Raw genomic sequence first — 15,211 nt, 5'->3', positions numbered from 1 at the left:
CCCTGTTCGAAACACGTATGCCGTCCTTGTCTTGNNAGAAANAGNCNGGGAGAGGGATTCGCGGGACAGCGTGGGCTCCTCGGGAGGAACGGTGGGCGGCGGGGAACGGGCGTGCGCGGCCCGGGAGGCGGACGGCACGACGGTGGTGACGGCGGGTGACGGAGATCCCCGGACTTTCCGCACTTCACCCGGAAAGCGGGGTTTCGACACGGGAGACGGACGCACTCGGCGCGTCGGTACCGGGACCCGGTGGTCCCGGGGAGGAGGCAAGCACGTGACCGCCCGCAACGAACCCGCGGACAGGGGACCGGCACCGGACGACGCCGGGTCCTTTGGTACGCCTCCGGGCGGGCCGGCCGCCCGTGAACGCCCCGCCGATCACCCGAACGGTCCTACTTCCGGCATATACCACCGCGCGGCGGGGCCGGGGACCGGCGGTCGGCGGCCCGGGGCGGCTCCCCGGCGGCGGCGCCGGGCGATCGGCTCCGCGGCGCTCGCGCTGGTCCTCGGGCTCGGCGGGTGCGGCGCCGGGGAGGACGGCGGGACCGCGAGCCCCGGCACCGCCGCCACCCCGCCCGGCACCGCCGCCACTCCTTCCCGCACCGCCGCCACCCCGCCCGGCCCCGCGCGGACCCACCCGCTCTCCNCCGCNGCCGCGCACCATCCCCGCCGTGCGGGAGCACGTGCCCGCGCGGGGGCCCGGGTGGCGGCCCGGGGCCGGCAGCGGGGTGGTCGTCGCGCGCGGCAGCGGCGTGCTCGCCGACGAGGCGCGGCTGCTCGCGCGGGAGCTGGGCGTCGAGCACCGGGGCGAGTCGCCCGCCCGCCCCGGCGACATCGAGCTGGCCCTCGAAGGCGGGGCGTCCGGCGCCCCCGAGTCGTACACCCTGACGACCCGCGGCGGCCGGGTCCGCGTCGCCGGGCCCGACGAGGCGGGCGTCTTCTACGGGACGCGGACCGTCAAGCAGGCGCTCCGCTCCGGCGGCGTCGTACCGGAGGGCGTCGTCCGGGACCGGCCGGACCGCCCGCAGCGCGGACTGATGGTCGACATCGCCCGCAAGCACTTCACCGCCGCCTGGCTGGAGGCCCGCGTCCGCGAGATGGCCGACCTCAAGCTGAACCAGCTCGGGCTGCACATCTCCGACGACCAGGGGTTCCGCGTCGAGTCCGACAGCCACCCGGAGGTCGTCTCGAAGCGGCACCTCACCAAGGCGGAGGTCCGCCGGCTCGTCGCCCTCGCGGCGAGCCTCCACATCACCGTGATCCCCGAGATCGACTCGCCCGGCCACCTCGGCGCCGTCCTCTCCGCCCACCCCTCCCTGCGCCTGCGCGACGCGCGGGGCGCCGTCGTGCCCGGGGCGATCGACGTCACGCGGCCCGGGTCGGCGCGGATCGTCGACGACCTGCTGCGCGAGTACGCCCGGCTCTTCCCCGGCCGGTACTTCCACATCGGCGCCGACGAGTACCGGCCGCTCACGGCCCCGGACCCGGAGGCGTCCCACCCCCGGCTGGCGGCCGAGGCCCGCCGCCTGCACGGCCCCGGGGCACGGGTCCGGGACCTGGCGACGGACTGGCTCAACGACCGGGCCGCGGTCGTGCGGAAGGCCGGGAAGCAGCCGAAGGCGTGGAACGACGGGTTCTTCCGCGGCGGGGTGGTCCAGGCCGACAAGCGCGTCGAGGTCGAGTACTGGACGGGCCGCGAGATCGGCGCGCGGCCCCCGGTGGAGTACCTGCGCGAGGGCCGCAGGGTCGTGAACGTCAACGACCGGTACCTCTACTACGTCCTGGGCGAGCCGAACGAGTTCACGTACCCGACGGGCCGGGAGATCTACACGTCGTGGACGCCGCTGGTGCTGCGCGGCACGCGGCCGGTGCCGGCGCGGTACTCCGGGCAGGTCCTGGGCGGCCGGCTCGCCGTGTGGTGCGACTTCGCGAACGCCCAGACGCAGGACCGGGTCGCCGCCGGGATCCGCATGCCGCTGCGGGCGCTGGCGCAGAAGGTGTGGGACCCGCGCGACCCGGCCCTCTCCTGGGCCGGGTTCTCGGCGCTGGCGAAACGGCTGTGACGCGCCGCGGCCCCGCCCGGCGCGGGACCGCGCGCCGGTGCCGCCCGGGCGGTGCCCGGCGCCACGGCCGGTGACGCTTTCCCGCCGCGTGACGCAGTAAGGGAGAAGTACCGCGTCCGCGACGGGAGAGGGCATGAGTCCTGGCACGAGCACGACCCCGAACCTGGTGGAACTGATCGAGCGGGCCGACGAGCGGGGGCTGGCCGCCGCCGCGCTGGCCTGCCTCGACCGCTGCCTGCCGCTGCTCGACCCGGAGGCCGACGACCGGCTCCGCCCCCTGTGGGCGGCCGTCGCGGGCGGGGGCGCGGACTGGGCGGACCGCCTCGCCGGGGTGCGGGCCGCCGTCGGGGCCGGCGCCGCGCCGGCGGACGCCGAGGAGGCCGCGCCGGTACGGCGCATGCTGGAGGCCGCGCCGGGCGTCTGGGCGCGGGAGCCGCTGAAGGAGTGGGCCGGCACCTGCTCCCGCACCGCCCTGGAGCTGCACCGGCGGCTGTGCCCCGCCCCCGCGCCGGAGGACGCCGGGGCCCCGGACCGCGACGGCGCGGACGGGCGGGACGCGGGGCCGCTGGCGGGCGGGGAGATGCGCCGCCAGGCGGAGGTCCTGGAGGCCCTCGCGGACGGCGCGGCGGCCGGGCTGCGCCGGGCCGTGGACCTGTCCGCCGAGGGGCGCCGCATCACCCGGGCCGTCCTGTCGCGCCGGGCCCGTACGGCGTAAGGGGCCCGGCGGTCGGCGGCGCGCCCGGAGCGGTGTCAGAGCAGCAGGAGCACCGCCGCCGCCCACAGCGCCGAGCCGACGGCGACGACCGGCCCCGCCGGCATGCCCTGCTGCCCCGTGCCGGCCTCCTGCGGGGGCCGCAGCGCGGGCCTGCGCAGCAGCGCGTGCGCCTCGTCGGCGACGCGCGGCCCGTACGGCTCGCGGCCCAGCCGCCGCTCCAGCCACGCCCAGCCGACGGGGGAGAGGACCACCTCGGTGTCCCCCTCCCGGGCGACCACGAGGTCGCCACTGCGGTTGTGGCGCACGGCCAGCACGTCGTCCCACAGGACGCGCCGCACCCGCCACGCCCCGGCGACCCACAGTCCGTCGCGGTCGGCGGTGAGCCGCCAGTTGAGCGCCGTCGAAGCGGACGTGGTGACGAAGAACAGGCCGATCAGCGGGAACACCGAGTGCCACGTCACCTCGTCGTCGAGCAGCGCCCACACCCCGCCGCCCTGCACCAGCAGCAGGAACACGCCGACGGCGCGCGACACCCCGTGCGCGCCCCACGTCCGGGGCGCGACGGACGGCCCCAGGCCGGCGGCGACCTCGTCGACGGGCCGCCGTCCGCGGCCGGGCCGTCCGGACCGGCCCGCCGCGGGAGCGGGGCCCGGCGGGCCGGCGAGGAGGCCCCCCACGGCCGGCCGCACGGCGCTGACGCTGCACTCCACGGAGACCTCGGCGCCCCCTTCCGCGTCGGGCGCGACGAAGGCGAGTTCGGCACCGGTGAACGGCAGGCCGTACAGGACGGCCTCGCGCAGCGGGGGCGGCGGGTCCTCGCCCTTCAGGACGGCGCCGACCCTGCGCAGCCCCTCGGCGAGCCCGCCGTCGTCCGCGTCGTCCCCCCGCGGCTCGCGCCGGTACGGGGGGTCCTCCTCGAAGGCGGGCAGGGAGTGGAAGTGGAGGACGGGCCGCTCGGCGGCGAGGTCGTCGGCCGCGTACACCCACGTCCTGCCGTTGTCGGGGTCCTCGCGGACCAGCACCCGCAGGACGGGCAGCGGGCCGCGGCGCAGCCGCCGGGAGCGGGTCCGCCCGTCGACCCCGTTGGCGAGGAACGCCAGCCCGCCGACGAGCCCGGCGAGGACGAGCACCTCCCAGCCGGAGACGTCGTACGGCTCCGCCGCCGACCGGGCCCAGTCCCCGTCCACCACCAGCTCGATCCCGCTGCCGACGGGGTGCTCCTCCGGGTGGGCGGTCTCCACCCGGTGCACCCGGCCGCCGACGGAGACGCCGATCAGCGACCCGTCCGGGTCGGACGCGGTGACCGTGCCGGTCACGGGGACCAGCCCGGCGGAGCGCCGCTCGTACGCGTCGGCGATCCGCTGCGCCTGCCAGTACCCGAACACGGCCGCGGCCAGCAGCAGCGACGCCAGCGCGAAGGAGAGCCGTCCGCGCCGGAACGCCAGGGCCGCCGCCGGCACCGGGTGGAGGGACGGCCCCGCCGCCCCGTACGCCAGCGCCCGCTGCCGGGCGGCGACGGCGAGGCGGTGGAGGAGGCCGGCGGCGGCGAACGCGACCGCCCCGACGAAGGCGGACCACGACGGGTCCTCCAGCGCGGCGGCGAACCCGCCGTCCACCAGGTGCCCGAGGAGCACCACGGCGAGGCCGGCCAGGGCGAGCCGGGGCTGGCGCACCACCCAGTACAGGGTGAGCGGCAGTGCGGCGGCGAACCCGAGCCCCACCCAGTCCGTCCCGCACGGCTCGGCCGCGGTGCAGGGGGCGTCCGGGGCCCGCGCCACCCCCCACACCGCCGTGAGCACGAGCCCCAGCACGGCCCACAGCGGGCGCGCCCACCCGGCGGGCGCGGCGGCGAGCCACCGCCGGGCGTCGGGGGACCGCCAGGCGGCGGTGCCGGGCGGTATGTGCCCGGCGGGCAGCGGGAGGGGCGACGCGGTGTCCACCCGCGCATTATCGCGGTGTGGGACGGTTCCCGAGGGTGTGTCAGAGGTTGTCGCCCCAACCGCCCTGGATCATCGTCTGGAAGGCCCAGGCGCCGTCCCGCTTGATCAGGACGTCGGCGTACCGCAGCCGCCGCGTCTCGCCGCCGGCGGTCATGACCGAGTCGCTGAAGACGACCACGATGGCGGGGGAGACGAAGACGGGGGTCCGCGTCGACTCGAAGGAGACGTCCCCGTCCCCCTCGCCCATCACCCCGGCCATGACGGCGAGGTACCGCTCCCGGTCCCACTGGGCGGACCGCCCCTCGCCGGCCCCGTCGTCGCTGACGAGGTTCAGCGGGAAGACGGCCAGGTCGGCCGTCCCCGGGACGTCGCGCCGCGCGCTGCGGGCGTCGTACTCCGCGAACCAGGCCTCCACTCCGGCGAGGTCCTCGGCGGTGGGGGTGTAGTCGGTCTCGGGCAGGAAGGTCACGCGGGCTCCTCAAGGCAGGGTAATCAACTTTGACTAGCTGTCAGAGTATGCCTCGGTCCTTCATTGGTCAAACTTGATTAGGGATGATCCAGGTCTCTTCCCCGTACGGGTTCCGCCCCGGCGCACGCGGGCCGCGGTGCCGGCGGCGGCGGGAGGTCGGCGCGGCCCCCGACGGCGGGAAGCGGCGGCGAACGGGGCTTCGCACGGGTGTGCCGGGTGGTGTGGCCGGGGCTTCAGGAGGACGGCCGGGGCCGCCGCCCCTGGCCTGACGGGGCCGTGGCGAGTCCCCGGCCAGGCTTTTCACTGTCCGAGGGGGGCTCTCGTCTGCCGTCCGGATCGGCCCCGATCCGGGTGTTCCCGGCCGGTCGGAGCTGCTGTCGGTCACGCGTCGGTCACCCGTTCGGCCATCGGCTCGGCCTCTGCGGGCTGCCGGTCGGAAGTGGACATCTCGCTGGTCGGGCGGCCTGTACGGGGCAAGGAGTGCGTCATGCGGGACGGCGGCGTCCTGGGGTTCCGGTTCGGCGTGGGGTTCCGGTTCGACGTGGGGTTCCGGTTCGGCGTGGGGTTCCGGTTCGACGTGGGGTTCCGGTTCGGCGTGTGGTGGTCTCGATGCCGCTTGCGAGGTCTTCGGTCACCATGCGGCTCAGGAGAGGCGGGGCTCCGGCGAGGCCGGGCTCGGGCGGGTCCGGCCTCTCCCACGTGCAGGTGCTGACCTGGTGCTGGTCCTTCAGCCGCTCCGGGGAGGCGTGAGCTTGTCGAGGCCGATACCGATCTCGAAGGGCACCGGGCGCTGGAGGGCGCCCCGGAAGATGCCGGCGGGCGCGTAGGCGCCCGTTGGTTCGTCGAGCTCGTACACATGGACGACGGGTGCGCCGTCCTCGTCCTCGATGCACCAGTAGTGCGGGATGCCGGCCTCCGCGTATTTGCGGAGCTTGACCGTGCGGTCGCGGTGGGCGGACTCGGGGGAGACGACTTCCACGACGAGGCTCACGTCCTCGGGGGCGTACCAGGTGCGGTCGGGGTCGTAGGGCAGGTGCGTCAGCAAGAGGTCCGGCTCGGGGCGGTTGCGGGCATCGAGGCGGATCGTCATCTCGCGCTCGACCTCGACGCCGGACGGCGCCTGCGCCATGAGCGTGGTGGTCAGGGCGGTGACGAGACGGCCGTGCCAGGACCGCTGGGGCGGCACCACGAACACGAGGGCGCCGTCGATCAGCTCCGTGTGGCGCGGTGCCTCGGGGAGGTGATCCAGGTCCTCCGCGAACCAGCCTTCCGCGCGGGGCGGGCGCATCCAGTCGGGTAGCGCGGGCATGGCTTCACGGTAGCGGCTGCGGTGGCGGTGAGCCGGGTACTCTCCCGGGGCCTCCGATCCACGCCTCGCCATGGCCGCGAGTACCTACGGTGTGGGGACAATGCCCCCGTCCAGCGCGTCATGACGGATGCGTCGCGTCAGGGCGAGCTGTTCGCGCGGCAGGCGCTCGTGTTCGTCCAGCCGCTTCATGGTGTCGGCGCTCGCCTGCCGGGTGGCGAGGCCGGGCAGTACCACGGGCAGCGGGTGGCGCGTGGCGGGCGGGACGGGGTCGCGAAGAGGGGCGGCTGCGCGAGGCCGGCTCGGTCGGTGCTCGGCGACCACGACAGGGCGGTGCCCGGGAGTCCGCAGGGAGTCCGCAGGATGCTCGTACGCATGTGTCGGACGAAGGTGCTGCGAAGCGGGAAAACTGCTGGGCACCGGCCCGAACGGAGCTCCGCCGCACGTCGCGGCCAAGTGGTGGGGGTTCCGCTTCAGCGTCTGAGCGGATGACATGACATCACGCTGGGGGCTTGGCAGACATGCAGGTCACATGGGGGGCTGTCCTTCCGGGAGTCGGCCCGTGCTCGGATGGGGTTGGGTTTCCTCGCGGTATGTCACCTTTTCGGCCTCACGCGAGGGGGCTGGCAGTGGTACGTTATGTGGTACCACTTGATGTGAGGGGTCGGTTCATGTCGATAACCGCGAGCGAAGCCCGCAAGGCTCTCTTTCCGCTGATCAAGAAGGTCAACGACGATCACGAGGCGATCGAAATCGTCTCCAAGCACGGCAACGCCGTACTCGTCTCGGCTGAGGACTATGCGGCGCTGCGCGAAGGCTCGTACCTGCTGCGCTCACCGGCGAACGCCCGCCGACTGCTCAAGGCGTACGAGAATGCCCTGGGCAACGTCAACGTGTCGGAGCGTGAGCTGATCGATCCGGACGCGGTGGATCCTGCCGCGGGTGCTGCGTGAGGCTTGTCTTCGAGGATCAGGGCTGGGAGGACTACACGTCCTGGCTCAAGAACGACCGCAAGACGCTTGCCCGGATCAACAAGCTCATCGAGGACGTCAAGCGTGATCCCTTCACGGGGATCGGCAAGCCCGAGCCGCTCAAGTACCACTTGCCCGGGGCGTGGTCGAGGCGGATCGACGACGAGCACCGCCTTGTGTACCTGGTCACGGACAAGGCGATCGTGATCCTCGCCGCCCGCTACCACTACTGACCGCCGAGTCGGTTCGAGCTGCGCTGGGAGAGGTCACCGTGCCGGGACCGACCGTCTCGGAGCGGTGCTTTCCCAGGTCGCGGCGCTGCGTCGGATGTTCAGGTTCCACGTCTGACGGCACGGCGAGGCCACCAGCGATCCGGACGCGGGAGAGAACGCCGTCGAGGTCTCCGTCGGGCTCGGCGCCGCTCGCGGGGCGACACGACGGCCCAGCACGGTGGGCGCCGAGTGGGTCCAGCGCGGTGGGCGCCGAGTGGAGAGGGGCCCGGAGGCTCGCCTCGGGAACGGTGCAGCGCATCGGCTCCGGGGGATCGGGCGGACGCCCGGATGCCTGAACGCGTGGACCGAGGTCGGCCGGGTTGGTCATGGGGATGCCCCCGCGACCTGCGTTTTCCCTGGCCGGAGTGGGCGGGAGAGGAGGACGGCCGGGGCCGCCACCCCCCACAGGAGAGGCCCCGGCCGTCGTCCGCGGGTCCGCAGGACGGCCCCGTACTCCTATCAGCGCCGCGGGCGCGTTTTCTGTCACACCACCCTGGGGCGGGGTTCGTCGCGTGTTGTACAAACGTGGACGAGATACGGCGGGAGCACGTAGCGTGCTCGTGCGCGCCGGGCGGACCGGCCTGATGTGCCTGCCGCGATGACGAACGGGTTGTGGGAGTGCTGGGGGACGACGCGGAGCTGACCGCCGCGGTGCTCGCGGCACAGGACGGGAACGAAGACGCCTTCCGTACTGTGTACCGCGCCGTGCACCCACGGTTGCTCGGATACCTACGGACGCTGGTGGGCGACGCGGACGCCGAGGACGTGGCGTCCGAGGCGTGGCTGCAGATAGCCCGGGACCTGGACCGGTTCGGCGGGGACGCCGACCGCTTCCGCGGCTGGGCGGCCCGCATAGCGCGCAACCGGGCCCTGGACCACCTGCGCATGCGGGGCCGCCGCCCCGTCCAGGGCGGTGACGAGACCGAGCTGGCCGACAAGCCGGCCGACTCCGACACCGCCGGCGAGGCCATGGAGGCCCTCGCCACCGGCCGCACCATGGACCTGATAGCGCAGCTCCCCCAGGACCAGGCCGAGGCGGTGATCCTCCGGGTGGTCGTCGGCCTCGACGCCAAGAGCGCCGCGGAGGTGCTCGGCAAGCGGCCCGGCGCCATACGGACCGCGGCCCACCGCGGCCTGAAGCGGCTCGCGGAACTGCTCGGCGCGGGCGGCCCGGACGGCACCGCGCCGAACGCCGTACCACCGCGACAGGGACCCCGTGCGGGCTCGGGCGCACGCACCCCGGCCACGCGCCGCGTTGTGACGCATTCGCGCCCGCGGACGCAGAAGGACATGTGATGGCCGACGAGCGGTATGAGTGGCTCGACCACGAGGCGGCGGAGCGACTGCTGCGTGGTGAGCCGGTCGACGCCGACGACGATTACACACAGTGGCGGATCAAGCGCCTGTCGGACGCGCTCGCCGAAGCCCGGGACGCCACCGCCCCCCTCGCGGGCGTCTCCCCGGACCTGCCCGGCGAGGAGGCGGCGCTGGCGGCGTTCCGCGCCGCCCGGACCGCGCGCGCGGCGAGATCGCGGCCGGCCGCCGGCCCCGACGCCGCCCACCTGCGGAAGGGGCCGGCCCTGCGCCCGCCGGGCCGGAGCCGCGCCCGCGGCTGGACGCGTCCGGCCCGCTGGGGCCTGGCCGCTTCGGTCGCCGGGCTCGCGGTGGGCGGCGTCGCCGTGGCGGCCGGTACGGGCGTGCTGCCCGTGTTCGGCCCGCACGAGGCGCCCCCGCCCGCCGTGTCGGCGCCCGCCCCCGGGGAACCGGAGGCCACGAAGGGCCCGGCGGTCGGACCCCGCGGCTCCGCCGGACCCGGCCGGTCCACCGGCTCCGGCGCCCCGCGGCCGANNNNGCCGGTCCCGTCGCCCGGCGNGGGCGGCGCCGCCACGGCCGGGGACGACGGCCCGGGCGGCGGCGCCCCCACCGCGAGCACCCGGCCCGGCGACCGGGACCGTACGGAGAAGGTGCCGGACGGCACCTGGTCCACGCGGATCGCACAGGACTGCCGCGACTTCCGCGACGGCCGCATCGAGGCGTCGCGCCGGCAGCAGCTGGAGCTCGCGGCGAAGGCCACCGGCGGCGTACGGCAGTTCTGCGAGCAGGTCCTGTCCGGCGGTCGCCAGTCCGGCGCCCCGACCCTCGACACCGGCGCGGTCGGCGGTCTGCCCGACCTCGGCACGGACACGGGCGGCGCGGACGGCGGGGGCGCGGACGGCGGGGGCGACGCCGACGGCCCCGATGCCGGCACGGTCCGCGAGGGCGACAGGGACGCGGGCGGCGGGGAGAGGTCCACCGGGAACACCGGCCGGAAGCCCCCGGGCAAGGGCGGCGGCAAGGCCCCCTGACCACGGGCAAGGCCCCCTGACCACGGGCAAGGCCCCCTGAGCACGGGCGGGCCGGGGCGGCGGGCGGCCCACGCGGCCCGGGACCGCGGGCGGCGGGCGGCCTCCGGGGCTGCGCCGATTCCGTGTTTCATGCCAGTGCAGTGTTTCGTGCCGTACCGGTCGGTGCCCCGGTCCGCGTGCTCGGGCCGTCCGTGCGCCGCTCCGGTCCGGTCCCCGCCCGGGCCGGTCCGTGCGTCGGCCCTGTGACGTTTCCCTGCCCCGGGGCCGCCGTCCCCGCTCCGGGCCGTTCCGCGTTCCGGACCGCACCGGCGGGGCGGGGCCGTGCGGTCCTGCCGACCGGCCCCGGCCCGGGACCGGGGCGGTGCAGGGGGTGTGACACTTTCCGGGCCGGCGGCGCAGTATGGAGTGAGCCGACTGGTCATCGGCGGCGCAAGGAGCCGGGGTTCCCCCCGTACCTACGGCTCGGCGCGTACGGCGCGGGCGGGACACGTTCCCCCGGTCCCGCCCGCGCCCCCTTTCCGGCTTTCCGGCCCGGCCCCGGCCTTCTCGGCCCGCTGGCCCCGGCCTCCCGATCCTCCGGCCCGCCGGCTCCCCACCTCCNNCGGCTGCCCCGGCCTCCCGATCCTCCGGCCCGTCNGCTCCCCACCTCCCGACTGCCCCGGCCTCGGCCCCCGGCCCCTACCGCCCGGCCTTCCGGAGCGGCCGGGTCACCAGTGGACGACCACCTTGTCGCCCACCCGCACCTGCTCGAACACCTGGGCGAGCCGGGCCTTGTCCCGGACGTTCACGCAGCCGTGCGAGCCGCCGTCGTAGCCGCGGGCCGCGAAGTCCGCCGAGTAGTGCACCGCCTGGCCGCGGCTGAAGAACATCGAGTACGGCATCTCGGAGTGGTAGAGCGTGGAGGTCCACGTCCGCTCCTTGCGGTCCACCTTGAAGACGCCCTCGCGGGTCGGCGTGCTGACGGAACCGAAGCGGACGTCCATCGCGGACACCACCCTGCCGTCGATCATCCAGGTCAGCGTCCGGCTCTCCTTGCTGATGCACAGCACCCGCCCGGTCGTGCAGCGCGGGTCCGGGGTGTCCGGCTCGTTGGTGGTCGGCGGACGCAGCTCGTCCCGGGTCGGCTCCCGCGTCATCGCGAGGAGCCTCGTCCAGGTCGTCTCGTCCACCGAGCCCGTCGCCGGCAGCCGCCGCTTCTCCTGGAACCCGGCCACCGCCTCGGCGGTCAGCGAGCCGTAGAAGGCCGTGGGGCTGCGGTGGAAGTACCCGATCTGCCGCAGCCGTGCCTGGAGTTCGCGCACCTGCTCGCTCTCGGTGCCCCTGGCCATCAGCACCCTCTCCGCGGGGGACGCCGACGGTTCGCCCGCACCGTCGTCCCGCGGGGACGCGGACCTGGAGGGCGGCGCGGGGGATCTGACGCAGCCCACAAACCATGACGTGTCCGACAGCGAGGGCGAAGACGGCGGCGGCGACGAGGGTGACGGCGACGAGGGCGAAGGCGGTGACGGCGACCGCGGCGGCGGGGGCGGTGACGAGGCACCGGCCGGGACCGGGGCCGGCGGCGCGGCGGCGGGCGGCGCGGCGGGGCCCACGGTCTGCCCGGCACAGGCGGTGACCAGGGCGATCGCGGTGGCGGCGAACAGCCCTCCGCGTACGGAGGTCGAACGGCGGTGCATGGAGGCTCCCCCCGGATCGGATGGTGTGTCCACAGGGATCCTTCCCCCTCCTCCCCGGCCGCCCGACACCGGGGTGGCGGGGAGGCGCCGCGGCCCGGGGACGGGCGGAGGGCCGTGCGGAGGGTTGTGAGGAAGCTCCCAGCGTGCGGCCCTCCATCGGCCGCACGGCCGCCGATACAGTCCGTCGCGAGGATCGGTACCTGTGAGCAGGTCTATCGGGAAGGCACAGCACATGGCGCGCGAGTCGGAGTCGGGACTGCCCATCGAGCCGGTGTACGGGCCGGACGCCCTGTCCGGCTGGGACGCCGCGGAGAAGCTGGGCGAGCCGGGCGCGTACCCCTTCACCCGGGGCGTCTACCCGACCATGTACACGGGCCGCCCCTGGACCATGCGGCAGTACGCGGGCTTCGGTACGGCCGTCGAGTCCAACGCCCGCTACAAGCAGCTCATCGCGAACGGCACCACGGGCCTGTCCGTCGCCTTCGACCTGCCCACGCAGATGGGCCACGACTCCGACGCCCCCCTCGCGCACGGCGAGGTCGGCAAGGTCGGCGTGGCGATCGACTCCATCGACGACATGCGCGTCCTGTTCGACGGCATCCCGCTGGACAGGGTCTCCACGTCGATGACGATCAACGCCCCCGCCGCCCTCCTGCTGCTCCTCTACCAACTCGTCGCCGAGGAGCAGGGCGTCTCCGCCGACAAGCTCACCGGCACGATCCAGAACGACGTGCTGAAGGAGTACATCGCCCGCGGCACGTACATCTTCCCGCCCAAGCCCTCCCTCCGCCTGATCGCCGACATCTTCCAGTACTGCAGGGCCGAGATCCCGAAGTGGAACACCATCTCGATCTCCGGCTACCACATGGCGGAGGCGGGCGCCTCGCCCGCGCAGGAGATCGCCTTCACCCTCGCGGACGGCATCGAGTACGTCCGCACCGCCGTCGCCGCCGGCATGGACGTCGACGACTTCGCGCCCCGCCTGTCGTTCTTCTTCGTCGCCCGCACGACGATCCTGGAGGAGGTCGCCAAGTTCCGCGCGGCGCGCCGGATCTGGGCGCGGGTCATGCGCGAGGAGTTCGGCGCGAAGAACCCCAAGTCGTGGATGCTGCGCTTCCACACCCAGACCGCCGGCGTCCAGCTCACCGCCCAGCAGCCGGAGGTCAACCTCGTCCGCGTCGCCGTCCAGGGCCTCGCGGCGGTGCTCGGCGGCACGCAGTCGCTGCACACCAACTCCTTCGACGAGGCCATCGCGCTGCCCACCGACAAGAGCGCCCGCCTCGCCCTGCGCACCCAGCAGGTCCTCGCGTACGAGACGGACGTGACCGCCACCGTCGACCCGTTCGCCGGCAGCTACGTCGTCGAGAGCATGACCGACGACGTGGAGGCCCTCGCCCTGGAGCTGATGGCGAAGGTCGAGGAGCTGGGCGGCGCCGTCAGCGCCATCGAGCGCGGCTTCCAGAAGAGCGAGATCGAGCGGTCGGCGTACCGCATCGCCCAGGAGACCGACAGCGGCGAGCGGGTCGTCGTCGGCGTCAACCGCTTCGCCCTCGACGAGGAGGAGCCCTACGAGCCGCTCCGCGTCGACCCGGCCATCGAGGCCCAGCAGGCCGAGCGCCTCGCCCGCCTGCGCGCCGAACGCGACCAGGCGGCGGTCGACGCGGCCCTCGCCGGGCTGCGGAAGGCCGCGGAGGGCACGGACAACGTCCTGTACCCGATGAGGGACGCCCTGAAGGCCCGCGCCACGGTCGGCGAGGTCTGCGACGCGCTGCGCGGGGTGTGGGGCACGTACGTCCCGGCCGACGCCTTCTGACACCCCGCCGGCCCGGGCCGTTCCATGGTGCGGGATTCGGAGGCGGGGTGCCGTGCGCGTGTGCGACACTCCGCCTCATGCTGGGTGTCACCGACCTGCCGACCTACCTGGCCGGCCTCCTCGTCATCGTCCTCCTGCCGGGGCCGAACTCGCTGTACGTGCTCTCCGTCGCCGCGCGCCGCGGCACGCGCCCGGGCTACGCCGCCGCCTCCGGCGTGTTCTGCGGCGACCTGGTCCTCATGACGCTGTCCGCCGCCGGCGCGGCCTCCCTGCTCCAGGCGAACGCCGTGCTGTTCGGGATCGTGAAGTACGCCGGCGCCGCCTATCTGACGTGGCTCGCCGTCGGGATGCTGCGGGCCGCCTGGGGGATGTGGCGCACCCGCGGCGAGCAGGCCGTACCGGAGCGGGTGGCGGACGCCGCGGGACCCGCGCCCGCGGGGGAGCGGCCCTTCCGCAGGGCGTTCGCGATCAGCCTGCTCAACCCGAAGGCGATCCTCTTCTTCGTCGCGTTCTTCGTCCAGTTCGTCGACCCGGCGTACCCGTACCCGGCGCTCTCCTTCGCCCTCCTGGGGGCCCTCGGGCAGGCGGCGAGCGTCCTCTACCTGTCCCTGCTGATCTTCGCCGGCACGCGGCTGGCCGAGGCGTTCCGCCGCCGCGGGCGCCTGTCGGCGACGGCGACCTCGGCGGCCGGCGTGCTGTTCCTGGGCTTCGCCGCGAAGCTGTCCCTCGGCGGCGCCTGACCGTCCGCCGCGGCCGGGGCTTGACCCTGACACCGTGTGAGGCCGTGTCGTGGAGACACCATGTTCACCATCGGAGACTTCGCCCGGCACGGCCGCGTGTCCGTCCGGATGCTGCGCCACTACGACGCCGTCGGGCTGCTGCGGCCCGCCCGCGTCGACCCCCGCAGCGGCTACCGGTTCTACGAGGCGGGCCAGCTGGCCCGGCTCAACCGGGTCATCGCGCTGAAGGACCTCGGCTTCACGCTCGACCAGGTGCGGTCGATCGTGGACGAGGAGGTCGGCGCGGACGAGCTGCGCGGGATGCTGCGGCTGCGGCGGGCCGAGCTGGAGACGGCGGTGGCCGAGGCCACCGTCCGGCTCGGCCGGGTCGCGGCGAGGCTCCGGGCCATCGAGAGCGAGGGTCGCATGCCCACCCAGGACGTCGTCGTCAAGAGCCTCCCGGCCGTCCGGCTGGCCGAGCTGAGCGGGACCGCCGCCGGCTTCGAGCCCGCCGAGATCGGCCCCGTCGTCTCCTCCCTGTACGAGGAGCTGTGCGCCCGCCTGGCCGCCGCCGGGGTCACCGACCTCGGCCCCGGCCTCACGTACTACGAGGACGCCCCGTCGGGCGACGGCGCGATCCTCGCCCACGCCGGGGTGATCGTCCCGCCGGGCACGGCGGTCCCGGGCGTGGACCTCGTCGACCTGCCGCCCGTCGCCCGTGCCGCGACCGTCATCCACCGCGGCCCCATGGACCAGGTGCTCCCCACCGTCCAGACGCTCACCGCCTGGACCGCCGCCCACGGCCACCGCTCGTCGGGCCACACCCGGGAGCTGTACCTGGAGTGCCCGCAGGACCCGGCCGGATGGGTCACCGAACTCCAGGAGCCCCTGGCGGACTAGGGCCGCCCGCGGCCGCCCCGGC

13 protein-coding genes are annotated in these 15,211 nt (G+C 75.1%); 8 read left to right on the top strand and 5 right to left on the bottom strand.

The window, feature by feature from the left end:
* Window positions 1-652: 652 nt before the first annotated feature.
* A partial coding sequence (locus tag MW084_RS04410; RefSeq protein WP_275563479.1) for a beta-N-acetylhexosaminidase occupies window positions 653-2,063 on the top strand: 1,411 nt, incomplete at its 5' end.
* Window positions 2,064-2,196: 133 nt separating this feature from the next.
* A complete protein-coding gene (locus MW084_RS04405; RefSeq protein ID WP_029553273.1) occupies window positions 2,197-2,778 on the top strand; it encodes a hypothetical protein in 582 nt (193 codons plus the stop codon).
* Between the two features lie 35 nt (window positions 2,779-2,813).
* On the opposite strand, the gene MW084_RS04400 is transcribed toward MW084_RS04405, so the two are convergent.
* From MW084_RS04400 to MW084_RS04385, 4 genes are all read right to left on the bottom strand, one after another.
* Window positions 2,814-4,718, bottom strand: a complete 1,905-nt coding sequence (locus MW084_RS04400; RefSeq protein ID WP_010468403.1) for a hypothetical protein — start codon at window positions 4,716-4,718, stop codon at window positions 2,814-2,816.
* Between the two features lie 40 nt (window positions 4,719-4,758).
* On the bottom strand, window positions 4,759-5,187 hold the full coding sequence (locus MW084_RS04395; RefSeq protein WP_010468401.1) for a hypothetical protein: 429 nt from the start codon (window positions 5,185-5,187) through the stop codon (window positions 4,759-4,761).
* 727 nt (window positions 5,188-5,914) lie between these two features.
* Entirely contained in the window at window positions 5,915-6,496 is a 582-nt protein-coding gene (locus MW084_RS04390; RefSeq protein ID WP_010468399.1) for a Uma2 family endonuclease, read from the bottom strand.
* An 84-nt stretch (window positions 6,497-6,580) separates the two neighbouring features.
* A complete protein-coding gene (locus MW084_RS04385) occupies window positions 6,581-6,730 on the bottom strand; it encodes a hypothetical protein (RefSeq protein ID WP_158684300.1) in 150 nt (49 codons plus the stop codon).
* A gap of 434 nt (window positions 6,731-7,164) precedes the next feature.
* On the opposite strand from MW084_RS04385, the gene MW084_RS04380 reads away from it, so the two are divergent.
* From MW084_RS04380 to MW084_RS04370, 3 genes are all read left to right on the top strand, one after another.
* Window positions 7,165-7,446 carry a type II toxin-antitoxin system Phd/YefM family antitoxin gene (locus MW084_RS04380; protein ID WP_010468398.1) on the top strand — a complete coding sequence of 94 codons (282 nt, stop codon included), beginning with the start codon at window positions 7,165-7,167 and terminating at the stop codon, window positions 7,444-7,446.
* Window positions 7,443-7,697: a Txe/YoeB family addiction module toxin gene (locus MW084_RS04375; protein WP_010468396.1), complete on the top strand. Its 255-nt coding sequence runs from the start codon at window positions 7,443-7,445 to the stop codon at window positions 7,695-7,697. Before MW084_RS04380 ends, MW084_RS04375 begins: the two co-directional genes overlap by 4 nt.
* Before the next feature lie 657 nt (window positions 7,698-8,354).
* Window positions 8,355-9,032 (top strand): RNA polymerase sigma factor, encoded by a 678-nt coding sequence (locus MW084_RS04370; protein WP_010468394.1) that lies wholly within the window; start codon window positions 8,355-8,357, stop codon window positions 9,030-9,032.
* Window positions 9,033-10,788: 1,756 nt separating this feature from the next.
* Here the strand turns inward: MW084_RS04370 and MW084_RS24465 are convergent.
* Window positions 10,789-11,409, bottom strand: coding sequence for a L,D-transpeptidase family protein (locus MW084_RS24465; protein WP_010468391.1), 621 nt, complete (start codon window positions 11,407-11,409; stop codon window positions 10,789-10,791).
* A gap of 580 nt (window positions 11,410-11,989) precedes the next feature.
* Between MW084_RS24465 and MW084_RS04360 the strand changes: the two genes are divergently transcribed.
* The 3 genes from MW084_RS04360 to MW084_RS04350 all read left to right on the top strand — a co-directional run bounded on the left by MW084_RS04360 (window position 11,990) and on the right by MW084_RS04350 (window position 15,189).
* Window positions 11,990-13,570 (top strand): acyl-CoA mutase large subunit family protein, encoded by a 1,581-nt coding sequence (locus MW084_RS04360; RefSeq protein ID WP_010468387.1) that lies wholly within the window; start codon window positions 11,990-11,992, stop codon window positions 13,568-13,570.
* 77 nt (window positions 13,571-13,647) lie between these two features.
* Complete coding sequence (leuE, locus tag MW084_RS04355; RefSeq protein ID WP_010468385.1) at window positions 13,648-14,310, top strand: leucine efflux protein LeuE; 663 nt, start codon at window positions 13,648-13,650, stop codon at window positions 14,308-14,310.
* A 60-nt stretch (window positions 14,311-14,370) separates the two neighbouring features.
* Window positions 14,371-15,189, top strand: a complete 819-nt coding sequence (locus tag MW084_RS04350; protein WP_010468383.1) for a MerR family transcriptional regulator — start codon at window positions 14,371-14,373, stop codon at window positions 15,187-15,189.
* Window positions 15,190-15,211: the final 22 nt, after the last annotated feature.

Origin of the sequence: Streptomyces sudanensis, assembly GCF_023614315.1 — a bacterium.
Lineage (GTDB): Bacteria > Actinomycetota > Actinomycetes > Streptomycetales > Streptomycetaceae > Streptomyces > Streptomyces sudanensis.
This window is presented reverse-complemented; position numbering and strand designations above follow the sequence as displayed.